This is a genomic window from Arthrobacter sp. APC 3897 (assembly GCF_030407495.1).
Taxonomy (GTDB): Bacteria; Actinomycetota; Actinomycetes; order Actinomycetales; family Micrococcaceae; genus Arthrobacter_B.
This window is the reverse complement of sequence record NZ_JASDDG010000003.1, coordinates 89,682-113,983: the sequence shown is the minus strand read 5'-3', so window position 1 is coordinate 113,983 and position 24,302 is coordinate 89,682. Positions and strand designations below refer to the sequence as shown.

25 protein-coding genes and 1 pseudogene are annotated in these 24,302 nt (G+C 64.3%); 16 read left to right on the top strand and 10 right to left on the bottom strand.

Going from position 1 to position 24,302, the window contains the following annotated elements:
- The first annotated feature begins 14 nt into the window (after positions 1-14).
- The gene (purN, locus tag QMA10_RS02780; protein WP_290165940.1) at positions 15-593 is read left to right on the top strand and encodes a phosphoribosylglycinamide formyltransferase; all 579 of its coding nucleotides are present in this window, start codon (positions 15-17) and stop codon (positions 591-593) included.
- Between the two features lie 50 nt (positions 594-643).
- Here purN and QMA10_RS02775 read toward each other — a convergent pair whose 3' ends face one another.
- The gene (locus QMA10_RS02775; protein WP_290165939.1) at positions 644-1,996 is read right to left on the bottom strand and encodes an MFS transporter; all 1,353 of its coding nucleotides are present in this window, start codon (positions 1,994-1,996) and stop codon (positions 644-646) included.
- Between the two features lie 203 nt (positions 1,997-2,199).
- Here QMA10_RS02775 and purH point away from each other — a divergent pair, with 203 nt between their 5' ends.
- Entirely contained in the window at positions 2,200-3,813 is a 1,614-nt protein-coding gene (gene purH, locus QMA10_RS02770) for a bifunctional phosphoribosylaminoimidazolecarboxamide formyltransferase/IMP cyclohydrolase (RefSeq protein WP_290165937.1), read from the top strand.
- A 176-nt stretch (positions 3,814-3,989) separates the two neighbouring features.
- Complete coding sequence (locus QMA10_RS02765; protein WP_290165935.1) at positions 3,990-5,210, top strand: NADP-dependent isocitrate dehydrogenase; 1,221 nt, start codon at positions 3,990-3,992, stop codon at positions 5,208-5,210.
- Positions 5,211-5,482: 272 nt separating this feature from the next.
- Here QMA10_RS02765 and QMA10_RS02760 read toward each other — a convergent pair.
- The 3 genes and pseudogenes from QMA10_RS02760 to QMA10_RS02750 all read right to left on the bottom strand — a co-directional run.
- Positions 5,483-5,875 (bottom strand): annotated as a pseudogene (locus QMA10_RS02760) (Hsp20/alpha crystallin family protein); the annotation flags it as partial.
- A 188-nt stretch (positions 5,876-6,063) separates the two neighbouring features.
- Complete coding sequence (locus tag QMA10_RS02755; RefSeq protein ID WP_290165933.1) at positions 6,064-7,533, bottom strand: glutamate--cysteine ligase; 1,470 nt, start codon at positions 7,531-7,533, stop codon at positions 6,064-6,066.
- Between the two features lie 94 nt (positions 7,534-7,627).
- Positions 7,628-8,110 carry a hypothetical protein gene (locus QMA10_RS02750; RefSeq protein ID WP_356833470.1) on the bottom strand — a complete coding sequence of 161 codons (483 nt, stop codon included), beginning with the start codon at positions 8,108-8,110 and terminating at the stop codon, positions 7,628-7,630.
- Between QMA10_RS02750 and QMA10_RS02745 the strand changes: the two genes are divergently transcribed.
- Positions 8,089-8,685 (top strand): DUF3618 domain-containing protein, encoded by a 597-nt coding sequence (locus QMA10_RS02745; RefSeq protein ID WP_290165931.1) that lies wholly within the window; start codon positions 8,089-8,091, stop codon positions 8,683-8,685. The genes QMA10_RS02750 and QMA10_RS02745 overlap by 22 nt on opposite strands.
- Positions 8,686-8,765: 80 nt before the next feature.
- On the opposite strand, the gene QMA10_RS02740 is transcribed toward QMA10_RS02745, so the two are convergent.
- From QMA10_RS02740 to purU, 3 genes are all read right to left on the bottom strand, one after another.
- On the bottom strand, positions 8,766-9,851 hold the full coding sequence (locus QMA10_RS02740) for a Gfo/Idh/MocA family oxidoreductase (RefSeq protein ID WP_290165929.1): 1,086 nt from the start codon (positions 9,849-9,851) through the stop codon (positions 8,766-8,768).
- A 133-nt stretch (positions 9,852-9,984) separates the two neighbouring features.
- A complete protein-coding gene (locus QMA10_RS02735; RefSeq protein ID WP_290165927.1) occupies positions 9,985-10,509 on the bottom strand; it encodes a gamma carbonic anhydrase family protein in 525 nt (174 codons plus the stop codon).
- A gap of 58 nt (positions 10,510-10,567) precedes the next feature.
- Positions 10,568-11,419, bottom strand: coding sequence for a formyltetrahydrofolate deformylase (gene purU / locus QMA10_RS02730; RefSeq protein WP_290166117.1), 852 nt, complete (start codon positions 11,417-11,419; stop codon positions 10,568-10,570).
- 79 nt (positions 11,420-11,498) lie between these two features.
- Between purU and QMA10_RS02725 the strand changes: the two genes are divergently transcribed.
- A complete protein-coding gene (locus tag QMA10_RS02725) occupies positions 11,499-12,041 on the top strand; it encodes a GNAT family protein (protein WP_290165925.1) in 543 nt (180 codons plus the stop codon).
- Here QMA10_RS02725 and QMA10_RS02720 read toward each other — a convergent pair.
- Positions 11,966-13,084: an FAD-dependent oxidoreductase gene (locus tag QMA10_RS02720; protein ID WP_290165922.1), complete on the bottom strand. Its 1,119-nt coding sequence runs from the start codon at positions 13,082-13,084 to the stop codon at positions 11,966-11,968. The genes QMA10_RS02725 and QMA10_RS02720 overlap by 76 nt on opposite strands.
- Positions 13,085-13,403: 319 nt before the next feature.
- On the opposite strand from QMA10_RS02720, the gene glyA reads away from it, so the two are divergent.
- The 5 genes from glyA (at position 13,404) to QMA10_RS02695 (ending at position 18,445) form a co-directional block, all read left to right on the top strand.
- The gene (glyA, locus tag QMA10_RS02715) at positions 13,404-14,693 is read left to right on the top strand and encodes a serine hydroxymethyltransferase (RefSeq protein WP_290166114.1); all 1,290 of its coding nucleotides are present in this window, start codon (positions 13,404-13,406) and stop codon (positions 14,691-14,693) included.
- 110 nt (positions 14,694-14,803) lie between these two features.
- Positions 14,804-15,697 carry a bifunctional methylenetetrahydrofolate dehydrogenase/methenyltetrahydrofolate cyclohydrolase gene (locus tag QMA10_RS02710; RefSeq protein WP_290166112.1) on the top strand — a complete coding sequence of 298 codons (894 nt, stop codon included), beginning with the start codon at positions 14,804-14,806 and terminating at the stop codon, positions 15,695-15,697.
- A gap of 39 nt (positions 15,698-15,736) precedes the next feature.
- On the top strand, positions 15,737-16,702 hold the full coding sequence (locus tag QMA10_RS02705) for an ABC transporter ATP-binding protein (protein WP_290165920.1): 966 nt from the start codon (positions 15,737-15,739) through the stop codon (positions 16,700-16,702).
- On the top strand, positions 16,695-17,600 hold the full coding sequence (locus tag QMA10_RS02700; RefSeq protein WP_290165916.1) for an ABC transporter permease: 906 nt from the start codon (positions 16,695-16,697) through the stop codon (positions 17,598-17,600). The genes QMA10_RS02705 and QMA10_RS02700 overlap by 8 nt, the downstream gene beginning before the upstream one ends.
- Positions 17,597-18,445, top strand: a complete 849-nt coding sequence (locus QMA10_RS02695; RefSeq protein ID WP_290165914.1) for an ABC transporter permease — start codon at positions 17,597-17,599, stop codon at positions 18,443-18,445. Before QMA10_RS02700 ends, QMA10_RS02695 begins: the two co-directional genes overlap by 4 nt.
- On the opposite strand, the gene QMA10_RS02690 is transcribed toward QMA10_RS02695, so the two are convergent.
- The gene (locus tag QMA10_RS02690) at positions 18,408-18,962 is read right to left on the bottom strand and encodes an O-acetyl-ADP-ribose deacetylase (protein ID WP_290165912.1); all 555 of its coding nucleotides are present in this window, start codon (positions 18,960-18,962) and stop codon (positions 18,408-18,410) included. The two genes, QMA10_RS02695 and QMA10_RS02690, sit on opposite strands and share 38 nt — an antisense overlap.
- A gap of 193 nt (positions 18,963-19,155) precedes the next feature.
- Here QMA10_RS02690 and QMA10_RS02685 point away from each other — a divergent pair, with 193 nt between their 5' ends.
- The 6 genes from QMA10_RS02685 to QMA10_RS02660 all read left to right on the top strand — a co-directional run bounded on the left by QMA10_RS02685 (position 19,156) and on the right by QMA10_RS02660 (position 23,486).
- A complete protein-coding gene (locus QMA10_RS02685) occupies positions 19,156-19,908 on the top strand; it encodes an SDR family NAD(P)-dependent oxidoreductase (protein WP_290165909.1) in 753 nt (250 codons plus the stop codon).
- Positions 19,909-19,936: 28 nt separating this feature from the next.
- Complete coding sequence (locus QMA10_RS02680; protein ID WP_290165907.1) at positions 19,937-20,299, top strand: VOC family protein; 363 nt, start codon at positions 19,937-19,939, stop codon at positions 20,297-20,299.
- Positions 20,300-20,359: 60 nt separating this feature from the next.
- The gene (locus QMA10_RS02675; protein WP_290165905.1) at positions 20,360-20,875 is read left to right on the top strand and encodes a hypothetical protein; all 516 of its coding nucleotides are present in this window, start codon (positions 20,360-20,362) and stop codon (positions 20,873-20,875) included.
- 135 nt (positions 20,876-21,010) lie between these two features.
- Positions 21,011-21,859: an exodeoxyribonuclease III gene (locus QMA10_RS02670; protein ID WP_290165903.1), complete on the top strand. Its 849-nt coding sequence runs from the start codon at positions 21,011-21,013 to the stop codon at positions 21,857-21,859.
- Between the two features lie 10 nt (positions 21,860-21,869).
- Entirely contained in the window at positions 21,870-22,904 is a 1,035-nt protein-coding gene (gene trpS, locus QMA10_RS02665; RefSeq protein WP_290165901.1) for a tryptophan--tRNA ligase, read from the top strand.
- Positions 22,905-22,964: 60 nt separating this feature from the next.
- Positions 22,965-23,486, top strand: coding sequence for a 2'-5' RNA ligase family protein (locus QMA10_RS02660; RefSeq protein WP_290165899.1), 522 nt, complete (start codon positions 22,965-22,967; stop codon positions 23,484-23,486).
- Here QMA10_RS02660 and QMA10_RS02655 read toward each other — a convergent pair.
- Positions 23,483-24,271, bottom strand: a complete 789-nt coding sequence (locus QMA10_RS02655; protein ID WP_290165897.1) for an alpha/beta fold hydrolase — start codon at positions 24,269-24,271, stop codon at positions 23,483-23,485. The two genes, QMA10_RS02660 and QMA10_RS02655, sit on opposite strands and share 4 nt — an antisense overlap.
- Between the last annotated feature and the right edge of the window lie 31 nt (positions 24,272-24,302).

Below are 24,302 nucleotides of genomic sequence, written 5' to 3'. Positions count from 1 at the left end.
CCTAAGGTTGACGCATGCGCATCGTTGTTCTCGTGTCCGGCACCGGATCCAACCTTCAAGCCGTTCTGGACGCCGTGGCGGAGGGGACGCTCGACGTCGATATTGCCGCCGTCGGCGCGGACCGTCCCGGCACCCTGGGGGTGCAGCGTGCCGCCGAAGCCGGGTATCCCACCTTTGTGGTGAACTTCCGCGACTATGCCGTGCGCTCCGAGTGGAACGCGGCCCTGACGGAAAAGGTGGCGTCCTATTCCCCGGACATCGTGCTGTCCTCCGGCTTCATGCGCATTGTGGATGAGCACTTCATCAACACTTTTGAGGGCCGCTACCTCAACACGCACCCGGCACTGCTGCCCTCGTTCCCGGGGGCGCACGGCGTGCGCGACGCGCTGGCCTACGGAGTAAAGGTCACCGGCTGCACCGTGCACATCGCCGACGCCGGAGTGGACACGGGTCCGATTCTCGCCCAGGCCGCCGTAGAAGTGCTGGAGGACGATACCGAGGAAAGCCTGCATGAGCGGATCAAGGTCCAGGAACGCCGGCTGCTGATCGAAACCCTGGACCGGATCAGCACGCGCGGGCTGCCGGCGCTTTAAGTGCTGCTGGGCCCCCTGCTGCCCCGGAGACGGGCAGCAGGCGTCCGCGCCTAATCCAGGGCGGCGCCCCGGGTTTCCGGCGCGAACCGCATCATCCACACGACTGCCAGTACCACCAGGACACCGGCCAGGCCGAAGGACAGCGGCAGGCCCAGATACGGCCAAGCGACGGAAACGAAGATCAGCGGCCCGAATCCGGCGCCAATCCGGCTCACAGTGGAGGCCCAGCCAAACCCGCTGCCGCGCAGCTCCGTGGGGTACAGCTCGGATACGTACGCGTACAGCACCGGGATGGCCACCTGCACCACAAACCCGTAAGCCAGCAGCCAGCCGGTGGCGGCGGCGGGCGCATCCAGGACCAGGGCCACCACCACCAGGATGAGCGCTGAAAGCGGACCGGTGACAGCCAGAATCCATTTCCGTCCCACCCGCTCCACCAGCAGGGCTGCGGCGATCACGCCCAGCAGCCCGACGGCGGCCATCCCCGAAGTGGTCAGGAACGCCGCGTACTCCTTGAAACCGGAGTCCACGAGGATCTTGGGCATCCAGGTCAAAGCCAGGTAGTACACGAGCAGGATGGTGAAGAACAGCGACCAGGCGGACAGGGTGATCTTCCAGCTGTACCGCCAGAGATCGCTCAGCTGGGTGCCGACGGCGCGCAGCGACAGTTTCGACGGCTCCTCGGGATCAGGAAGCCGCCAGCCGGTAACGGCGGAACCCGTACTGCGAATCAGCTCGTTGATGACGGTTTCCGCTTCCGCGGTGCGTCCTTTGCGGACCAGGAACAGCGGGGATTCCGGAACGGAGCGCCGGACCCAGAAGACCAGCAGGGCCGGCAGCACCATGATGAGCATGGTGTAGCGCCAATCGGCCAGCGTGGCCATGATCAGCGCGGACGTGGCTCCGCACAGTGCAGCTCCCACCGGCCACCAGCCGTCCATCGCCGTCAGCACCCGACCGCGCTGTTTGCGCGGCGTGAACTCACCCACCAGTGCGTAATCCACGGGAACGCAGCCGCCCAGGCCAAAGCCTGCCATGAACCGGAAGATGCAGAACCAGACAATGTCCGGGGAGAACGCGCCCAGGACGGTGAAGAGCGAAAAGACGAGCAGGGTGGCGGTGAAGGCCTTCTTGCGTCCAATGGCATCGGCGATGGAACCCCACACAAACGCACCAATGGCCATGCCCAGCAGGTTGGCAGTGCCGATCCAGGCTGCCTGGGCCGGTTCCAGATCCCAGTGGCTGGAGAGCAGGGGAATCAGGACGCCGTTCAGCGTCACATCCCAGGCGTCGAACATGAAGCCCAGGCCGCCGATAATGAAGATCCGTCCCTGGACCTTCCATTTCCACGGCAGATCCTGAACCACCTGGTCACCCGTGGGCAGGGTGTTCGTTGTTGTCATGGCGCGCGCTTTCGGCAGGACGGATTATTGGGGTCGGAGCAACTGTACTCCGCGCAATTGAGTCTGCCGCCGGCTCCACTGTTACCCGTAACCTGCGGCAGGTGATGCCCCCGGCATAAACTAATCCTCGCAGGGCACGCCCGGCGGCCGATGCGCTGCCGGGCGGAGCCGAAATGCCGAACCCCGTCACCTGGAGTGCCTTCGTGAAAACCACCCCCCTAAACCGTGTGCCCATCCGCCGGGCCCTGATCTCGGTCTATGACAAGACCGGCCTGACGGAATTGGCTCAGGGCCTTTCTGCCGCCGGTGTCAGCATCGTGTCCACCGGTTCCACCGCCAAGCAGATTGCCGCCGCCGGCGTTCCCGTCACGGAGGTCTCTGAAGTCACCGGCTTCGCCGAGTGCCTGGACGGGCGGGTCAAGACACTGCATCCCCGCGTCCACGCCGGCATCCTGGCTGACCGCCGCCGCGAGGACCACGTGGCCCAGCTGGAGGAAATGGAAATTGAGCCCTTCGACCTGGTGGTGGTGAACCTCTACCCCTTCGTGGAAACCGTGAAGTCAGGCGCAAGCCGGGACGAAGTGGTGGAACAGATCGACATCGGAGGACCGTCCATGGTCCGTGCCGCCGCGAAGAACCACCCGTCCGTGGCTGTGGTTGTGGACCCGGCCAAATACAGCGAAGTAGTCACGGCAGCTGCCGAAGGCGGCTTCGACCTGGCCCAGCGCCGCCGCCTGGCCGCGGAAGCCTTCGCTTCCACCGCCGCCTATGACACTGCCGTGGCGGCCTGGACCGCCGAACAGTTTGGTGACGGAACCGAAGAAGGCAGCGTTTGGCCTGCCTACACCGGTTTGGCCCTGGAACGGTCCGAGGTGCTGCGCTACGGCGAAAACCCCCACCAGGACGCTGCCCTCTATGCGGACAAGAGCGCCCAGCCGGGCGTAGCGCAGGCAGATCAGCTGCATGGCAAGGCCATGTCCTACAACAACTACGTCGACGCCGATGCCGCCCTGCGCGCCGCGTTCGACTTCAGCGAGCCGGCCGTCGCCGTCGTCAAGCATGCGAACCCGTGCGGTGTTGCCGTGGCCTCGCAGGACGCCGCCGACCCCATTGCCGATGCCCATGCCAAAGCGCATGCCTGCGATCCGGTGTCGGCCTTCGGCGGCGTGATCGCGGCCAACCGCACCGTCACCGCCGGCATGGCCAACACAGTCAAGGACATCTTCACCGAGGTTGTTATCGCCCCGGACTTCGATGCTGAAGCCGTGGAAATTCTCTCCGCCAAAAAGAACATCCGACTGCTGACCCTGCCGGACGGTTACGGGCGCAGCGCTGCCGAGTTCCGCCAGGTCTCCGGCGGCATGCTGATCCAGAAGTCGGACAAAATGCAGGCGGAGGGAGACAACCCGGAGAACTGGACGCTGGTTTCCGGCCCGGCCGCCGATGAGGCAACGCGCGCTGACCTGGCCTTTGCCTGGACGGCCGTGCGTGCGGCCAAGTCCAACGCCATCCTGCTGGCACACAACGGCGCCTCCGTGGGGGTGGGCATGGGCCAGGTCAACCGGGTGGATTCCTGCCGGCTCGCCGTGGAACGGGCCAACACCCTGGGCGGACCCGGGGACGAGCGGGCCCGCGGTTCCGTGGCAGCCTCCGACGCGTTCTTCCCGTTCGCCGACGGCCTGCAGATCCTGATTGACGCCGGTGTCCGTGCCGTCGTCCAGCCGGGCGGATCCATCCGCGACAACGAAGTCATCGAAGCGGCAAATGCCGCCGGCGTCACCATGTACTTCACCGGGTCGCGTCACTTCTTCCACTAACTGCGGGCGCTTTACGGCCGCACTTGGCTGCGGGGCGGTGCAGGTAATGCGCCGTCCCGCAGTTTAGGGCGCAGATAGTGCGCTGTGGCATAGTGGGACTCAAATACAAGCCAAAAAGACGGGCTCCGTCATGCCACAAGACATGTCCGGTGCCCACCAACGCACAAGGAGATCGTGTGGCTGAGAAAATCAAGGTTGTGGGTTCTGTTGTAGAACTCGACGGCGACGAGATGACCCGCATCATCTGGCAGTTCATCAAGGACCGCCTGATCAACCCGTACCTGGACGTAGACCTGAAGTACTACGACCTCTCCATCCAGAACCGCGATGCCACTGATGACCAGGTCACCGTTGACGCTGCCAATGCCATCAAGGAGCACGGTGTGGGCGTCAAGTGCGCCACCATCACCCCGGATGAGGCACGCGTTGAAGAATTCGGCCTGAAGAAGATGTGGGTTTCCCCCAACGGAACCATCCGCAACATCCTCGGCGGCGTTGTCTTCCGCGAACCGATCATCATTTCCAACATCCCGCGCCTGGTCCCGGGCTGGAACAAGCCGATCATCATCGGCCGCCACGCTCACGGCGACCAGTACAAGGCCACCAACTTCAAGGTTCCCGGTGCCGGCACCCTGACGCTGACCTACACGCCTGCCGACGGCGGCGAAGAAATCAAGCAGCAGGTTGTTACGTACAACGAAGATGGCGGCGTCGCCATGGGTATGTACAACTTCAACGATTCCATCAAGGACTTCGCCCGCGCTTCCTTCGCCTACGGCCTGCAGCGCAACTACCCGGTGTACCTTTCCACCAAGAACACCATCCTGAAGGCCTACGACGGCCAGTTCAAGGATCTGTTCCAGGAAGTCTTCGACGCCGAGTTCAAGGACCAGTTCGAAGCAGCCGGCCTCACCTACGAGCACCGCCTGATCGATGACATGGTTGCCTCCGCCATGAAGTGGGAAGGCGGCTACGTCTGGGCCTGCAAGAACTACGACGGCGACGTCCAGTCCGACACCGTTGCACAGGGCTTCGGCTCGCTGGGTCTGATGACCTCAGTGCTGATGACCCCGGACGGCAAGACGGTTGAAGCCGAAGCCGCACACGGCACGGTGACGCGTCACTACCGCCAGCACCAGCAGGGCAAGCCCACCTCCACGAACCCGATCGCTTCGATCTTCGCGTGGACCCGTGGCCTGATGCACCGCGGCAAGCTGGACAACACCCCCGAGGTCATCAATTTCGCCCAGACCCTTGAAGACGTTGTCATCAAGACGGTCGAATCCGGCAAGATGACCAAGGACCTCGCGGCCCTGGTCGGCCCGGACCAGGCATACCTGACCACCGAGGAATTCCTCGCTGAGCTCGATGCCAACCTGAAGACCCGCCTGGGCTAATTCCCGCCCGGCGCTTCAGCGCACAACGACGACGGCGCCCCGCCTTCTCAGGTGGGGCGCCGTCGTCGTTTGTCAGGACGTGCCGGCTAGATACCGGAACCCTGGTCTCCCGAGGAACCGGAGCCGCCGGAGCCCATCGAGTCCGAGCCTGAACCCATGGAGCCGGACGAGCCCAGGGAGCCTGAGCCCATGGAACCGGAGCTGCCCGAGGTTGACGAGGTCACCGACTCGGAGCTGGACTGGCCGCTGATGGTGTTGGCGTCCTTGTAGGACGATGACACCTCAATCTTGCGCGGCTTGGCCCGCTCGCTGACGGGTATGAGCACGCTGAGCACGCCGTTTTCATACTTGGCCGAGATACCGTCAATGTCGATTCCCTGCCCCAGGTTGAGCTGGCGGAGGAAAGTGCCGGACTCGCGTTCCCGGGTTAGCCATGTGACCGTATCAGAGGCCTGGATAGTGCGCTCTGCCCTGATGGTCAGCAGCTGGCCGTCCACATCCACGTCCACCGAGCCCGGGTCGATGCCCGGGAGATCGGCGTTCAGGATGTAGTGGTCGCCCTCGCGGTAGAGATCGATGGGCATCAGTCGCAGACGCTGCCGCGGATCGAGCAGGGCCCCTGCCATCCGGTCAAGCTCGCGGAATGGATCGAACTTCATGGCCATTATCATCAACTCCCTATACGCCCGCCTGTGGGCAGGCGATCATTTTCGGAACTTCAGAAGGGTCAATAACTTGAGTCACCTCGACTCAAGGATGAATTTAGATTAGCACTCGCCCTTTGCGAGTGCCAGAACTCGAAGCGAAAAAAGATCCCGCAAAGCAAAATTGGCGTTCCGCCCGTCGCGGTCCGCTAATCAACCGGCCATTCGTGGACCGGGGCATTGGAATTCATGTTCTGCCAGTATTTCCGGGTCAGCTCGGCCAGTGCGGCCGTGCGCTCCATGCCCGATTTCTCGAGACGGTGCAGGTAGGCGATCTGCCAGGAGGCTCCGTTCTGTTCGGTGCGGGCACGCTCCCGGATGACATCCAGATAACGCTCGATCAACTCCTGATCAACTCCCAGTTCCTTGAGTCCCAGAGCCGCCTGGGGAACGAGGTGCCGGACGATCAGCTCAGCGACCGGTATTTCGCCGATGCCCGGCCAGTACACGGTGGATTCCAGACCGTTGCGGGCGCAGGCCAGGAAGTTGTCTGCTGCGCTCTTGAAGGCCAGCCTGCTCCACAGGGGGCGGTCGGCTGTCCGCAGATGCTGGACCATCCCGTAGAAAAAGGCCGCATTGGCCACGACATCCAGCACCGTGGGCCCGGCCGGCAGGATCCGGTTCTCCAGGCGCAGGTTGGGGGTGTGCTCCCCGGGGTCGTAGATCGGCCGGTTCCACCGGTAGACGGTCCCGTTGTGGAGGCGGAGCTCGGGCAGCAGCGGCGCACCGGCGGCCGTGGATCCGCCGCTGCTGCGGGAGAGCTCCGGCAGCAGTGCAGGGAAATAACGAACGTTCTCCTCAAAAAGATCAAAGATTGACGTGATCCACCGTTCCCCAAACCACACGCGGGGACGGACGCCCTGGTTGCGCATTTCCGGCGGGCGGGTGTCGATGGCCTGCTTGAAGAGTTCAATGCGGGTTTCATGCCACAGGACGTGCTCCATGAAGATGGGTGAGTTCGCTGCCAGCGCCACTTGGGGAGCGGCTATTATTTGGGCTGCGTTCCAGGCGGGGGCAAAATCCTCCGGGCTCACTTCAAGGTGAAGCTGCACCGAGGTGCAGGCCGCTTCGGGGGCGATGTTTTTGGCATAGAAGGACAACGATTCCTCGCCGCGCAGGTCTATGTGGACGTCTTCGCCGCGTGCCTGCAGAACGGAGGTGTTGAGCGCCGCATAGCGCTTGCCGTCGCTTAGCCATTCCTTGTTGTCCAGCAGGCTGGGACGCAGGGTTGGCAGGATTCCGGTCATGAGGATTTCTGTGTCCACCTCTGCCGCCCGGGAATCCGCCCGGTTTAGCTGCATCCGCAGACTGTCCTCGAGATCCCTCAGCCCGGAGCCTCCTACGGACAGTGCCGGATGGTTCATCTCGATATTGAACGCACCAATCTCGGTCTGGAACACGGGATCGGCAATCTGCTCCAAGACGGCGGCATTGCGCAGCGCGGGAGAGAAATCCTGATTGGTTAGATTCAGCTCCAGCTCCAGGCCGATGCTGGAAGTGTCGGCGAACGTTGCGGTTGAAAGATATCCCGCGAACCGGTCGAGGTTTTCAAGGAGGCGCTGACGGTATCGCGTCCGCTGCTCCCTGCTGTACGTTTTGCTGTTGACTTCGGCGCCCATCGTCTGAAGATAACCATGGGTGCCGAAGGATGTATAGCTTGGGTCAAGAGATGAGACGAGTTGGTCCGGCGCGCCAAAGGGCATCTCCCCGGGATCAGGACTGCAGTAAACCCTTGAGGACATTGGAGGTGCGCTGCATTTCGCCGTGCTGTGCGCCCATCACAATGACAGCTCCCGAAAAGACCGGAATGCACCACTGGACCACTTTCAGCTGCCGCTGGGCCGACTGCAGTTCCTTGGATGTGCCGGGGTTTGGCTCGGTGGCACCGGCGGCGCCTTCTTCGGAGTACTTTTCGACCTTCCGCCCCAGCACCCCGGCGTAGAAGGTTGCCAGTGCCCCGATAACAGTCACGGCTGTCTTGCAGACGGTGAGGGTTCCCGCGCCGCCCTGCTTTGCAACGCGGCCCTTGTTCTCTCCGATGATGGCCAGACCGGCCAGGAAGTGGCCGATGATTGCGGCCGACTGCAGCGGAGCCCATTTTTTCCATCCCAGACTGGAAAGCCTGGTGCGCTGCAGGAAACTCCCGGAACGCTGAAACCGAGTGAGGACCCACGATGAGCGAAAACCCCGACGCAATACGCGCAGACATTGAAGAGACCCGCCGCAGGCTCGGAAGCAACGTGGACGCCGTTGCTGACAAAGTGACTCCGTCCCACATTGTTCAGCGCCAGACGGACAAGGTAAGGGACGCGGTGTTCGGCGTGAAGGACAAAGTGATGGGAGCAGCAGATCAGATGACTGACAAGGTCCAGTCCGGAACAGGTACGGCAGCGGACGGCATGGGACGCGCAGGCTCGGCAGCGGGCGACGCCCCGCATAAGCTTGCCGGCAAGGCACAGGGCAACCCGATGGCGGCAGGGCTCATCGCTTTCGGTGCCGGACTGCTGGCAGCGTCCCTCATTCCCGCCAGCGAGAAGGAACGCGTCGCTGCGGACAACCTGAAGACAGCGGCGGAGCCCCTGACCAATCAGGTGGCGGACGCTGCCAAGGACGTTGCCCAGGGTCTCAGGGAGCCCGCCCGGGAAGCCATGGAAAACGTGAAGACAACGGCTGCGGAAGCGGCGCAGAATGTGCAGCAGGAGAGTCAGAGCGCTGCCGGAGATGTAAAGGACAAGGCAGCGGACGCGAAAGACAACGTTCGCGGAGCCTAAACATGCCCGGGGCTATGGGCCTGATCCAGCCAAGACGGAAAAGCGGTCCAGCGAACGCTGGACCGCTTTTCCGTGTCTGGCTACCGGGTCCGTGCGGGAAGGTCGTTGGGATAGCGGACCCCCATCTGTGTCCGCGCTTCGTCAAACAAACGCATGGAGGCCAGGGAATGCTCCCAGCTCATGGTGGGGGATTCCAGCAGTCCGGACTGGATGCAGCGGGTGACTTCGCGCAGTTCATAGGTGTACCCGTTGCCCAGCTGGTGGAATCTTTCCACCCTGCGCTCTCCCAGATGGGGCTGGATGGTCAATTCGACCGGGTTGTGCAGAGGCGTCCCCGTCCGCAGCCAGCCTTTGCTCCCGGCGATTGTGCCGGTCCGGGTGCAGGCCGCCACCAGGGAAGACATCAACTGGGCCGAGGCGCCTGACCGGTAGCTCAGGAGTAGGGCGTTCTGCGTATCAATGCCGTCACCGTTCACGGCGCCCACCGCGGTAACCCCGTCGGGAAAGCCCAATGCCCCCACCGCCAGGGTCAGGGGATACACGCTCAGGTCCAGCAGGGCTCCGCCGCCCGCCGCCGGGTTCCAGAGCCGGCTGGCGGGGTCCGGCGGGGCGGGAAACCCAAGATCCGCCTGCACCCAGTGCACTTCGCCGAGTTCGCCGCCGGCCAGGATCTCCCAGATGCGGTTGATGCACGGCAGGAACCGTGTCCAGACGGCTTCCATCAGGAACAATCCGCGGGAGGAGGCCAGAGTCATGAGCTCTTCGGCTTCGCGCGCATTGATGGTGAGGGTTTTTTCGCAGAGCACATGTTTGCCGCCAAGCAGGGCGGCACGGGATATTTCATAATGCTGAGCGTGCGGAGCCCCAACATAAACGACGTCAACCTCCGGGTCATCGATCAGGCGGAGATACCCCCTGCGCCGTTCGTCGTCATAGTAGGAGCGGGTGAATCCGAAGCGGTCGGCAAACTCCTCGGCTGAATCCGCGCTGCGTGAACTCACGGCCTGCAGCGAGGCATCTTCAAGCCTGGCGATGTCTTCAGTGACTTTCGCAGAGATGTTTCCGGTGGCAACCACGCCCCATCGAAGCGGGCGGCCGGTCTTTGAAACCGGGCTGGGAGCCCCCTGGAAAACACACGGCGGCGTGGGAATGTACGGGGAATCCATGGTCCTCTTTTCCGAAGATCACCCACTGTAATCACAGACCGTGCATCAAGCTAGGGGCAACTGGAGCGCAACCGGCTCCGGACGTGAAAAGAGCGGCCGACAACAACGCCGGCCGCTCCAATACCGGCTTCGGTCAGCCGGAATGCACTGCTTCGCGGTGCGCAGCCGCTGTCTCTATATAGCGGGCCGCGTTGCTGCGGACGCCGTCGTACTCCGCATCAGTCAGCTGCCGGCGGACCTTCGCCGGGACGCCGGCCACCAGGGACCGGGGCGGGATCAGGGTTCCTTCCAGGACCACGGCGCCGGCCGCCACCAGGGACCCGGCACCCACCACGGCACCGTTCATGACCGTAGCGCTCATGCCGATCAGGCAGTCGTCCTCGATGGTGCAGCCGTGAACCACGGCACTGTGGCCAACACTGACACGCTGTCCCACGGTGGTGGGGAAGCCCGGGTCCGCGTGCAGCACCACGTTGTCCTGCAGATTGGTGCCGGCGCCAACCCGGATGGAGTTGGAGTCCCCGCGCACGCTCACGCCGTAAAAAGCGCTGGACTCCGGCTCCATGACAACGTCACCGATGAGCGATGCCGTGGGGGCGAGGAAAACTGTCGGATCTGCCTGCGGGGTCTTGCCCCGGAATGTGATTACGTGTGCCATGGGGCCAGCCTAGCCGTACCCGGGCGGCCGGCCGCGGCGGCGGTGCGCCGGAAAGTCCTCAGTTGAAGACGATCGTGCGCTTTCCGTCCAGCAGAACCCGGTGCTCGGCGTGCCACTGCACGGCCTTGGACAGGGTGCGGCCTTCGACGTCGCTGCCCAGCGCGGCCAGCTGCGCGGCGGAACGCGAGTGGTCCACGCGGATGACTTCCTGCTCGATGATGGGGCCTTCATCCAGGTCTGAGGTGACGTAGTGGGCCGTCGCGCCTATGAGCTTCACACCGCGGGCGTGGGCCTGGTGGTAGGGGCGCGCGCCCTTGAAGGAGGGCAGGAAGGAGTGGTGGATGTTGATGGCGCGCCCGGACAGGTCAGTGCACAGTTCATTACTGAGGATCTGCATATAGCGGGCCAGCACCACCAGCTCAATGTCGAGATCCTTCATCAGGGCCCGAAGCTGGTTCTCCGCGTCTTCTTTGGTGTCCGGGGTTACCGGAATGTGGTGGAAAGGGATGCCGTAGAACGCTGCCAGCCCGGCCAGGTCCCGGTGGTTGGAGACGATGGCCGGAACGTCGATATGCAGCGTGCCGGCGCGCTGCCGGAAAAGGAGATCGTTGAGGCAGTGGCCGGACTTGGACACCATGATGAGGGTGCGCACAGGTGCGCCGGCGGGGTGGAGCTGCCAGTCCATTCCGAAGGCGGCGGCCACCGGGGCGAGAGCCTCGCGGACCTGCGCATGGGTGCCGGGTGCGGTGAAATCCACCCGCATGAAGAAAGAGCCGGTTTCCGGGCTGCCGTACTGCTGGGATTCCGTAATGTTTCCGCCGGCTGCCACCAGGCCGCCGGAGACGGCATGGACGATGCCGGGCTGATCGGGGCAGGACAGAGTAAGGGTAAACGCGGATGCGCCGGGAATCGTGTCAGGGGCGGGGGCGGAGGAATCAGTCACGGAATCAAGGTTACCTGTCCGGGGAACGCTCGCTTAGGCTAAGGAAATGGAAGTAACCTTCATGCCGCTTTCGGATAAGGATGCTGAGGAGCTGGTCAAGTTCCTGACCACCAACAGCTTTCCCTATCACCGCATTACTGCACCGTCCGAGGAGCTGGTCCGGCAGCTGATCCTGGAGGGCAGGTTCGACGCCGACGGCGTGTGCACCTACTGGGTCTTTGGCGACAACCAGCGGCTTGGGCTGGTCATTCTGGAACGTCTGGACAGCCAGTGCCCCACGTTCGATCTTCGGCTGGTGGAAGAAGCCCGGGGGCAGGGCAGCGGTGTTCCCGTGCTGCAGGCCCTGACTGACCTCGTGTTTACGGCAAGGCCACGCTCACACCGGTTCGCGGGGCGGACGAGGGAAGACAACATTGCCATGCGCAAGACCTTTCTCCGGTCCGGATTCCTCAAGGAAGCGCATTACCGGGAGGACTGGCCGCTGGATGACGGGCGGTGGATAGCCTCCGTCACCTACGCGGTGCTGCGCCGTGACTGGGAAGAGGGAACCGCGACGGAGTTCGTCTGGGAGGACGTGGACCAGCCCTGAAGCGCCGCCATTGCCGCCGCCCGCCCGGCTCGGGTGGCTCCGAGCGTTGAGGCAGATTCCCCGTAACCCACCAGGAGCAGCTGCGGCAGTTTCACCACACGCGGTCCGTCCATCCGGATGCCGCCGCCCGGTTCGCGAAGGTGCAGGGACGCCAGATGTCCCAGGGACGCGCGGAACCCGGTGGCCCAGAGGATCACGTCCACAGCCGCAGTGCTGCCGTCCTCGAACACCGCTCCCTCCGGGGTGAGCTTCAGGAGGGGGCCCCGTGAGACCAGGATCCCGTCATCGATCCCCTTCCGGTACTGCTCCGTCAGCGGCAGCCCGGTTGCGGCCACCACGCTGAGCGGGGGCAACCCCGCGCGCGTGCGCTCGCTGACGGACCGCTCAACGTCGCGGCCCCACTCGGCATCGAAGGGACGGTTCGTGAATTCCGGAGGCCGCCGGGTGGACCAGGCCGTGCGGGCCCCGGCGTCATGGAGCTGCAGCAGGAACTGCAGAGCAGAGGTGCCGCCGCCCACCACCAGGACGCGCCGGCCGGCGAAGTCCGCAGCGCTGCGAAAGTCGCGGGTGTGCAGCTGTTCCCCGCGGAAGTCCTGCTGCCCCGGGTAGGCGGGCCAATATGGTTTGTCCCAGGTTCCGGTGGCGTTGATGACATAACGGGCCAGCCACACCCCGCGGTCCGTGGCTACTTTCAGCCGGTTTCCGGCGGTTCGGGAAACCTTGCGGACCCGTACCGGCCGCTGCACGCGGAGGTCAAATTCGTCTTCATACGCGCCGTAATAGCGGCTGACCACGGACGACGCCGGTTCCCGGGGATCGGGGGTGCCCAGGGGGAAGCGCGGCAGGTCATGGATGCCGTGGGCGGAACCCAGTGTGAGCGAATCCCAGCGGTGCCGCCAGGCGCCGCCGGGCCCCTCATTGGCGTCCAGCACCACGAAGCCGGATTCGGGGGCCAGGCCCCGGCGTGCAAGGTAATACGCTGCGCTGAGCCCGGCCTGCCCCGCACCGATCACCGCCACATCGACTTCGCGGTCCGCCGTCATCACACCCGCCTCCTGAAGGAAAATCCTGCTCTTGCTACCTCCAACCGCTTCCGTGCCGGTGCTTATTCCGGAGCCCGGGGCCGCCGCCGGTGAGAGGAAACATTCGGCCGCGCAGGAGCAGGGTCCGTTACGATGGTTAGGTCGCAACTGGCGTCAGGTGGGCTACCACCAGGGAGCGGCACAGCAGCACAGACCACGGATCGCACGCCTGGGCCGAAGGTCAAGCCTTCATCTGTTTGTCATGCCCGAACTGTTTTCGCGAACAAAGGCCGGGGGTGTCCGGCAGGTAGCCTGACCCATAGAACGCCTTCCCCAGGAGATCCATGTGAGACTATCCACCCAGCCCGTCACGGACGCCAAGCTGTCCGACGTCGATCCGGAAATTGCCGCCGTCCTCAACGATGAACTGGCCCGTCAGCGCAACACCCTGGAAATGATCGCCTCGGAGAACTTTGCACCGCGGTCCGTCCTTGAGGCCCAGGGTTCAGTCCTGACCAATAAATATGCCGAGGGATACCCGGGCCGCCGCTATTACGGCGGCTGCGAGCATGTGGACGTGGCGGAAAACCTGGCCATTGAGCGGGCAAAGGATCTGTTCGGCGCCGAGTTCGCCAACGTCCAGCCGCATTCCGGTGCGCAGGCCAACGCTGCGGCACTGGCTGCGCTCCTACAGCCCGGCGACAAGCTCATGGGCCTGAACCTCGCCCACGGCGGGCATCTGACCCACGGCATGAAACTGAACTTCTCCGGCAAGCTCTATGACGTGGCAGCCTACGGAGTGGATGAGCAGACCTACCGCGTGGACATGGATAAGGTCCGGGAGCAGGCCCTCGCCGAACGGCCGCAGGTCATCATCGCGGGCTGGTCCGCGTACCCGCGGCAGCTGGACTTCGAGGCCTTCCGCTCCATTGCCGACGAGGCAGGCGCCTATCTGTGGACGGACATGGCGCACTTCGCCGGCCTGGTGGCAGCTGGCCTGCACCCGAACCCGGTGCCCGCGTCCGACGTCGTAACCTCCACCGTGCACAAGACTCTCGCCGGGCCGCGCTCAGGGATGATTCTGGCCAAGGAACAGTACGGCAAGAAGCTGAACTCCAGTGTGTTCCCGGGCCAGCAGGGCGGACCGCTGATGCACGTCATTGCCGCCAAGGCCGTGGCGTTCCGAATCGCCGGGTCCGAGGAATTCCGCGAACGCCAGGAGCGCGTGCTGGAAGGCGCGCGGATCATTGCCGAACGGCTGAACGCCCCCGACGTCGCGGAGCACGGAGTTTCGGTACTCACCGGCGGCACCGATGTTCATCTGATCCTGGTGGACCTGCGCCACTCCGCGCTGGACGGCAAACAGGCCGAGGATCTGCTGCACTCGGTGGGCATCACGGTGAACCGCAACTCCGTGCCGTTCGATCCCCGTCCGCCCATGGTCACCTCCGGCCTGCGGATCGGTACGCCGGCGCTGGCCACGCGCGGCTTCGGTGCGAAGGAGTTCACTGAGGTGGGGGACATCATCGCCGCTGCGCTGAAACCCGCCCCCGACGTCGAAGCGCTGCGGGCGAGGGTCACTGCGCTTGCAGAGAATTTCCCGCTGTATCCGGGACAGGAAGAGTGGTAGAGAACATGGAGAAAGGCAACAACATGGAAGGTTCCGTTACGGAAACCCCCGAGAATGACAGCGCCAATCTTGGGTGGGAGAAGAAGGAGAAAACTCCTCTCGGCACCCCGGTGGCCGCACGGATCCTCGACGGGCGCAAAGCCGCCCGGGAGATCAAGGACGAACTGGCGCAGCGTGTGCAGGTGCTCAGGGATGAGCACGGGATCACCCCCGGGCTGGGGACGGTGCTGGTGGGCGATGACCCGGCCAGCCACTCCTATGTGGGCGGCAAGCACAAGGACTGCGCCCAGGTGGGCATCAACTCCATCCGCCGCGACCTGCCCGGCGACATCAGCCAGGCGGACCTGGAAGAGGTCATCGACGAGCTGAACGGGGATCCGGGCACCACCGGTTACATTGTTCAGCTGCCGCTGCCGGCGCACATTGACACCAACGCCATCCTGGAACGCATTGCGCCGGAAAAGGACGCCGACGGCCTGCACCCGGTCAACCTCGGCCGGCTGGTCCTGAACGTGAGCGAACCGATGACCTCGCCCCTGCCCTGCACGCCCCACGGGATTGTGCAGCTGCTGGTGCGCAACGGGATTTCCCTCACCGGCAAGAAGGTCCTCGTGGTGGGCCGCGGCGTCACCGTGGGCCGCCCGCTGGGACTGCTGCTCACCCGCCGCCCGATCAACGCCACGGTAACGCTGGCGCATACCGGAACAGTGGATCTGTTCGAGCATCTGCGCGAAGCCGACGTTGTGGTGGCCGCTGCCGGATTCCCTGAGATGATCCGCGCCGAGGATCTCAAGCCCGGCGCGATTGTCCTGGATGTGGGGGTAACCCGCGTCACGGATCCGGAAACCGGCAAGACGACCCTCACCGGCGACGTGGAGAAGTCTGCCGCCGACGTCGCTTCCTGGATTTCCCCCAACCCGGGGGGAGTGGGGCCCATGACCCGGGCCATGCTGCTGGCCAACGTGGTGGAGGCGGCCGAGCGCTCAGCAGGCATCCTGGCCTAGCTGTTCCTCAGGTTGGGGCTGGTGCACTAGGCTGTTCGAGTGCCGCAGATCACACCAGCCCCGACTGTCCCCAAGACCACCTCATCTACGGTCATTTCGGCCCGGAACCTCCGCAAGACCTACGGCGATTTCAACGCCGTGGACGGCATCAGCTTCAACGTTCCGGCAGGGGAGTCCTTCGGGCTTCTCGGCCCCAACGGTGCCGGCAAATCCACCACCATGAAAATGATCGGCGGCGTGTCATCGCGCACCTCCGGGGACCTCGCCGTCATGGGACTGGACCCGGACCGGTACGGTCCCGAGGTGCGCGCCCATCTGGGTGTGGTGCCGCAGCAGGACAACCTCGACGAAGACCTGCGTGTGCGCGAAAACCTCCTGGCCTATGGCCGGTACTTCGGCCTTCCCAAGAGTTATCTGGGTCCCAAGGCCGACGAGCTGCTGGAATTTGCCCAGCTGACGGACAAGGCCAAAGACCGGATCGAATCCCTCTCCGGGGGCATGAAGCGGCGGTTGACCATAGCCCGGTCACTGATCAACGATCCCAAAATTCTCCTGCTGGACGAACCGACCACCGGACTGGACCCGCAGGCCCGGCACATCCTCTGGGACCGGCTGTTCCGCCTCAAGGAAGCCGGGGTTACGCTGATCCTGACCACTCACTACATGGATGAGGCGGAGCAGCTGTGCGACCGCCTGGTGGTGGTGGACAAGGGAAAGATCATGGCCGAAGGCTCTCCCGCTGCCCTGATTCGTGAGCATTCGACGAGGGAAGTCCTGGAACTGCGCTTTGGTTCCGAACGCAACACCACGGTCGCCGGCGAACTGGAAGGAATAGGCAGCCGGATCGAAACCCTTCCGGACCGCGTCCTGATTTACGCCGACGACGGCGAGGCCGCCCTGGAATCGGTCAGCTCCCGCGGGCTGCACCCCATCACGTCACTGGTGCGCCGCTCATCCCTGGAGGACGTGTTCCTCCGGCTGACCGGCAGGAGCCTCATTGACTGAGCGCCAGCTTTCAGGAGCCCCGGCGGGGGACGGGGAGATAAACCGGCATCCCGTGCTGGGGCTGCGCTCGCCGCTGACACCGGAGCAGACCGCGTCCCGGACCCGGCGCTTCGGCGCCGTCTACTACGCCGAGCACTGGATCCGGCGCATGCGCGGCTACGGGTGGACCGTGCTCATGACAGCCGTGGGCACTCCGCTGGTGTACCTCTTCGGTATGGGCGTGGGGCTGGCGTCGCTGGTGGACACGGGCGACGCAGCGTTCGACGCCGGCGACGGGACCACCGTCTCCTACCTCGTCTTCGTGGCCCCGGCCCTGCTGGCCACCGCCGCCATCATGGTGTCGGCGGAGGAAAACACCTATATGGTGATGGGCGGCTTCAAATGGCACCGCACCTACTACGGTCCCAACGCCTCGCCGCTGTCCAGTAACCAGCTGGTGGACGGGCACCTGATCGGGTTCTCGGTCCGGATGCTGATCACCACCGCCCCGTACTTTGTCTTCCTGCTGCTCTTCGGCGCTGTCGAGCAGCCGGGAACAGCCTGGCTCATGATTTTTACCGCGGCTCTTGGCGGCGTGGCCTTCGGCATGCCGCTGATGGCCTACAGCGCCTCGCTGGAGGAAGACAAAGGACAGTTCGCCATGGTGCAGCGCTTCATCGTGATGCCGCTGTTCCTGTTTTCCGGCACGTTTTTCCCGCTGGAGTCCCTGCCCGGAGCCATCCGCTGGATCGGCTGGATTTCCCCGCTGTGGCACTCCACCGAACTCGGCCGCATCCTCAGCTACGGCTACGCCGAGGCACCGGCACTCACAGTGGTCCATGTGGCGTATCTGCTGCTTCTCGGTTTTGCCGGCTGGGTCCTGGCACGCCGGAACTTCACCAGAAGGCTGGGAAAATGACCATGGAAAACACGACGGTGCCGCCGAGCCTGGCACCCGCGCAGCTGGACCCGAAAGGCCGTTTGCTGGGGTCCCTCTATGCCCGGAACATCCGTTCAGTGTTCGCCCGCGGGCTGAAGGCCACGTGGGGCAGCAACTACGCCATCATGATCAGCGGGTTCGTGGAACCGGTACTGTACCTGGTGGCCATGGGCATTGGGCTGGGTTCCCTGATTGGCACCGTTGCCGGCCCGGGCGGCGAACAGATTGGCTATGCCAACTACATTGCCCCGGCGCTGCTGGCCGTGTCCGCGATGAACGGTGCGGTCTATGACTCCACCATGAACGTGTTCTTCAAACTGAACTACGCCAAGCTCTATGAAGGCATGCTCGCCACCTCGCTGGGCCCGCTCGACGTCGCCCTCGGCGAAATTCTGCTTGCCCTGCTGCGCGGCGCCATGTATGCCACCGGCTTCACGGCCGTCATGGCAGCCATGGGGCTGGTGACCTCGCCCTGGGCGCTGCTGATGATTCCGGCCGCCGTGGTGGTGGCCTTTGGGTTCGCCTCCTTCGGCATGGCAATCACCAGCTACATGAAGACCTTTCAGCAGCTGGAATGGGTGAACTTTGTCATGCTGCCCATGTTCCTGTTCTCAGCGACCTTCTATCCGCTGAGTGTCTACCCCCAGGGACTTCAATGGGTCATTCAGGCGATGCCGCTGTGGCACGGCGTGGAAATGATGAGGCAGCTCAGCGTTGGCATGCTCACCTGGGCAACCGCCGGACACCTGCTGTACTTCGCGGTCATGATCGGGTTGGGCCTGGTGCTTACGACGGGCCGTCTGCGGTCCCTGTTCCTGAAGTAGCATCCAGCTCCTGCCACGCCCTGCGGAAGAGCCGCTCCGTGGGCTGGCTGAACAAAACGAACTCCACGGACCGGACGGTCCGGGCCGGATAGTCCCGGACCGTCCGCAGTGCCACCTCGGCCACGGTTGCGGGGTCCCAGCCGTACACGCCGGCGCTGACCGCGGGGAAGGCCACAGTCTCCGCGCCGAGTTCTTCGGCGACGTCCAGGGACCGGCGGAAGCAGGAAGCCAGCAGCGCCGGATCGGTCTCCCCGGCACGGGCATTCGGCCCCACGGTATGGATGACCCAGCGGGACGGCAGGTCAAAGGCGGGCGTGGCCACCGCCTCTCCGGTGGGAAGTCCCTGCGCATAAGCTTCTGTGCGCAGTTCCCGGCACGCCGCCAGCAAACCCGGTCCCGCTGCACGGTGGATCGCGCCGTCCACGCCGCCGCCGCCCAACAGGGAAGAATTTGCTGCGTTCACGATGGCATCCGCTGAACTGGCCGTAATGTCTCCGGTGGAAATAGTGATCTGCATGCGGCCAGTCTGGCACTGCGCCGCGCCCGCCTGCCAGTTCGCGGATGAGCGGTACCCGCCCGCAGCGAAACCCTTCCGCATCGGCCGGGCGGTCAGCATCATGGAACTACACGGCGTAACGGGAGCGATGGGGTGCCGGGATCACCGCCAGCCGAACGTCCCGGCGGGCCCGGGAACAACCCAAGGAGTTCCCATGGCTGATCAGTTCGCAGGAAAAACCGCCCTTGTGACGGGGGCGGGTTCGGGAATCGGAATGGCCGCAGCCCTGGCGCTCGCGGCGGAGGGCGCCAACGTCGTCGTCAATGATCTGGACCTGGAAGCAGCGCAGGCTGTGGTGAACTCTATTCTGGCCGCCGGCGGCACTGCTGTTGGCTCCGTGGGGGACGTTGGAAACGCCGAAGAGGTGAAGGCTGCCGTGGACACCGCCGCGGCCGAATTCGGCGGACTGCACGTGGCCTTCAACAACGCAGGAATAGGCGGTCCTTTGGGGCTGCTGACCGACATCGATTTGGACGGGTACCGCAGGGTCATCGACGCGAACCTCAACTCAGTGTTCTACGGCATGTACTACGAGATCCCCGAGATGCAGAAGGCAGGGGGAGGCGCCATTGTGAACATGTCTTCCATCCTTGGGCTGGTCGGGTCCGCCACCGCCGTCCCGTATGTGACTGCCAAGCACGGTGTTACGGGCATGACCCGGGCCGCAGCCCTGGGATACGCAGGCCAGGGAATCCGGGTCAATTCCGTGCACCCGGGCTACATTGACACTCCGCTCCTGGAAAACCTGCCTGAAGAGGTTTATGCCTCGCTGGTGGGACTGCACCCGGCGGGGCGGCTCGGCACTGCCGAAGAAGTGGCGCAGGTGGTACTTTTCCTGCTTTCCGACAAGGCGGCTTTCGTCACGGGAGCCCAGTACGCGGTGGACGGCGCGTACACCGCCCAATAGCGCCTTCAACCGACGAGGAGGGAACACCATGATCGGCTCGTGGCACGCAACGGTGATTGACTGCCCGGATCCGGATACGCTGGCGTCCTTTTACGAATCCCTGCTGGGCATGATCCGCGTTGAACATGAGGCTGACGGGTCCTGGGTCACCATCGGCGACGCACCGGACCGCCCCGCGCTCGCCTTCCAGCAGGTATCCGGCTATACACCGCCGCAGTGGCCGGGACAGGACATTCCCCAGCAACAGCATCTCGATGTCAGGGTGCGCGACCTGGACCTTGCCGAAGCGCAGGTCCTGTCACTGGGAGCCACCGGCATGGACAGCGGAAGCCCGTCCTTCCGGGTGTTCCTGGACCCGGCCGGACATCCGTTCTGCCTCGTGGCCTGGTAGCGGTTTCGCCGCAGGAGGACGGTTTAACGGCTTCCGTCCCGAGTTTGAGACAATGAGTCCATGCAGTCGCTCCCCAACGGCATGAAGCCGCAGACCTCGTCCAAGCCCCGCCGCGGGGTAAGCCAGAGAATGGCAACCTACGGCATGACCCTGATGCTGTTCGTTTTCCTGGTTGCCGTACTGTTCGCGGCCAATGAGAACGACGTCGTCGGGTGGCTGGTAGCCATCATTTCGTTCGCCTGGCTGTGCCTGTTTGCCTTTGTGGTCTTCAGCGTCCGCGGAGCCGCGCGCAAGGCCGGAGCGAAGCTCGCCGAAGCGCAGGACACCCTCAACCGGGCGGCCGGCGTCACTCCGGGCGTGCAGGTCATTGATGAGGCCACCACCATCCGGGACCAGAAGCTGGACCACAGCTTCAAGATTGTCCAGGTGCAGGCCCGCGTCATCCGGGAAAACCTCGGCAAGGACGAGGACCAGGTAAGCCGCGCGCTCGAGACGATCGAAATCACCTCCCACAACGCCCGTTCCATGATCAAGAAGGACGACGGCGGCCCCGTGGAGGGCACCCTGGTGGATTAGTCCCACCCCTGCCGCCGGGACATGGAAGCCCCGGCGGCGCACCAGCCGAAGAAAGCGGACACCGGACTGTGCGGACGCGATTGCGCCCCGCCCTCCAAAGTGAACCGCACGCTACTGAGGAGTATGGTTATTCGCGTGAGTTTGGGATCAGCAGAAGAAACCACCGGCGCGGCGAAGGCGCTGCGCATTGCGACGGTAAACGTGAACGGCATCCGCGCCGCCTACAAGCGCGGCATGGCCGATTGGCTGGCGGAACGGGATGTGGACATCCTCTGCCTGCAGGAAGTGCGGGCACCCGATGCCGTGGTACGCGGTCTCCTGGGCGACGAATGGCACATCCTGCATGCCGAAGCGGAAGCCAAAGGCCGGGCCGGTGTAGCCATTGCATCCCGGATGGCCCCGGCCGCCACCCGCGAACACATCGGCGACGAGTACTTTGCGACATCAGGGCGCTGGGTGGAAGCCGACTTCAAGGTGAGCGTCGACGGTGCCGAGAAGATGCTGACCGTAGTGAGCGCCTACGTCCATTCCGGTGAAGTGGATACCCCTAAGCAGGTGGACAAATACCGCTTCCTGGATGTCATGACCGAACGACTGCCGGCGCTGAAGCAGCAGAGCGACTTTGTCCTGGTGGTGGGTGACCTCAACGTGGGCCACACGACCCTGGACATCAAGAACTGGAAGGGCAACGTCAAACGGGCAGGATTCCTCCCGGACGAGCGCGCCTACTTTGACCGCTTCTTCAGCGATGAGATCGGTTACACCGACGTGGCCCGCAAACTGGCCGGCGAGGTGCCCGGCCCGTACACCTGGTGGTCCTGGCGCGGACAGGCTTTTGACAATGACAGCGGCTGGCGGATCGATTACCACCTCGCCACCCCCGGCCTGGCCGAACGCGCCGTGACCGCCGTCGTTGACCGGGCCGCCACTTACGACAGCCGCTTCTCAGACCACGCGCCCGTTGTGGTCGACTACCAGTTCTAAGGTTGAAACCATGAGCACCCCCACTCCCTCCGGCCGCCAGCGCATCCTTTCCGGGATGCAGCCCTCGGCTGATTCCCTGCACCTGGGCAACTATCTTGGCGCCCTGGTGAACTGGGTCCGGCTGCAGGAGCAGTACGACGCGTACTTCTTTATCCCCGACCTGCACGCCATCACCGTGCCCCAGGACCCGGCTGACCTGCGCCAGCGCACCCGGGTTACCGCGGCGCAGTACATTGCCGGCGGCGTGGACGTGGACAAGGCAACACTGTTTGTCCAGTCCCAGGTTCCCGAGCATGCACAGCTGGCCTGGGTCCTGAACTGCCTGACCGGGTTCGGTGAAGCCTCGCGCATGACGCAGTTCAAGGACAAGCAGCAGCGGTTCGGTGCCGATGCCGCCTCCGTGGGACTCTTCACCTACCCGATCCTGCAGGTTGCGGACATCCTGCTCTACAACCCGCACGGCGTTCCGGTGGGGGAGGACCAGCGCCAGCATGTGGAACTCAGCCGGGATCTGGCCAAGCGGTTCAACTCACGCTACGGCGAGACGTTCGTCATTCCCGAGGTCTTTGTGCAGAAGGAAGCGGCAAAGATCTACGATCTGCAGAACCCCTCCGCCAAGATGTCCAAGTCCGCTGCCTCGCCCGCCGGACTCATCAACCTGCTGGACCCGGACAAGGTCATCGCCAAGCGCATCAAGTCCGCAGTGACTGACGACGGCACGGAAATCCGCTTCGACCGGGAAGCCAAGCCCGGCGTTTCCAACCTGCTGTCCATCTATTCCCTGATTTCCGGCCGCAGCGTCGACACGCTGGTGAAGGAGTACGAGGGCAAGATGTACGGACACCTGAAGGTGGACCTGGCCGAGGTAGTCACGGAACACATCCGTCCCATCAGGGAGAGGGCACTGTACCTGCTCGAGGATCCGGCCGAACTGGACCGGCTCCTGGCGGTCGGCGCCGCGAAGGCCCGGGAAACCGCGTCAGCTACACTGGCCGATGTGTACAGCAAAGTGGGTTTCCTGCCCTTGGGCTCATCCGCGGTCTAACGCATGAGACTCCGGAATCCGTTGATCCATGAAACCGCCGTCCATGGTGACGGCGGTGTAATGGGCGCGCCTGCATGCACGGGGGTGGGGATTGTCATCGGGGTGCCGGAACCCATGGCGACGGAACTGCGCCGGGCCCGGGCATCATTCGGGGATCCCATGGCCGCCATCATCCCGGCCCACATCACTCTGGTCACCGCAACTGAAACCGATGACTGGAAAACCATGGCAGCGCACGTGCGCGAGGTGGCCAAAGGCCACGCAGCCTTTGACGTGACGCTGCGGGGGACTGCCTCGTTCCGTCCGGTTTCCCCGGTGGTCTACGTGCAGCTGGCACAGGGGTATGAAGAGTGCACCGCCCTGCATCAGGAAATGCAGAGCGGCCCGCTGGCACGGGACCTGCCCTTCCCCTACCACCCCCATGTCACTGTGGCCCACGACGTCAGCGACGCCGGCATGGACCGGGCCATGCACTCGCTGCGGAACTATGAGGCCCGGTTCACCGTCCGCACCGTCGGTCTGTACGAGCACGATGTGAACGGGCTGTGGAAGATGCGTGAAGAGGTTGCGCTCCGGGGTTAGCTCCCGGCGTCGGCGTCCGTTCCCGAGGACAGATACACTGCGGACCAGGCGGCGATGATGTCCGCGGCCCGGCTGGTCTGGGCACGGTTCACCATCAAATGATTGCTGCCTTCCAGTGAAATGAAGTTCCGCGGATGGCGTGCCGTGGAGAAGATGTCACTGGCATTGTCGATGCCCACGGTGTTGTCTGTGGGGGAGTGCATGACGAGCAGCGGGCGGTGCAGATCCCTGATGCACCCGGTCAGGTCATGGGACTCAAGGTCACGCATTAGCTCTTTCCGTATCTCCAACTTGCCTCCGCCCAGGTCCACCTGCGCCGAACCCTCCTTCAGGATGGTGTCGCGCTCATCCTCGAACAAATGAACCACGTGGGACGGCTGGAACGGGGCGGCAATCGTGACCACGGCGTCGACGTCCGGAAGGCTCCCGGCCGCTGCCAGGACCGCTGCACCGCCGAGGGAATGGCCGATCAGCAGGGATACTTTGCGCCCCTGCCCGTTCATGAAGCCAACGGCGCTGCGGACATCCGCCACCTTGGTACTGAACGTTCCGTCCTCCCAGGCTCCGCTGGATCCGCCCAGCCCTGCCGCGTCGTAGCGCAGGACCCCTATCCCGTGTCCGGCCAGGGCTTTGGAAATGCGGGAAGCGGCGGCACTGTTCTTGCCCAGCGTGAAACCGTGGCAGAACACCGCCCATGCCCTGGCTTCGCCGTCGGGCACATCAATGATGCCGGCCAGGGTGGTGTTGTTGACGCCGGGAAAGGACACGGACTCGAAGACGGGCATGAAGACAACCTTTGCAGGAAAAAGGCCGGAG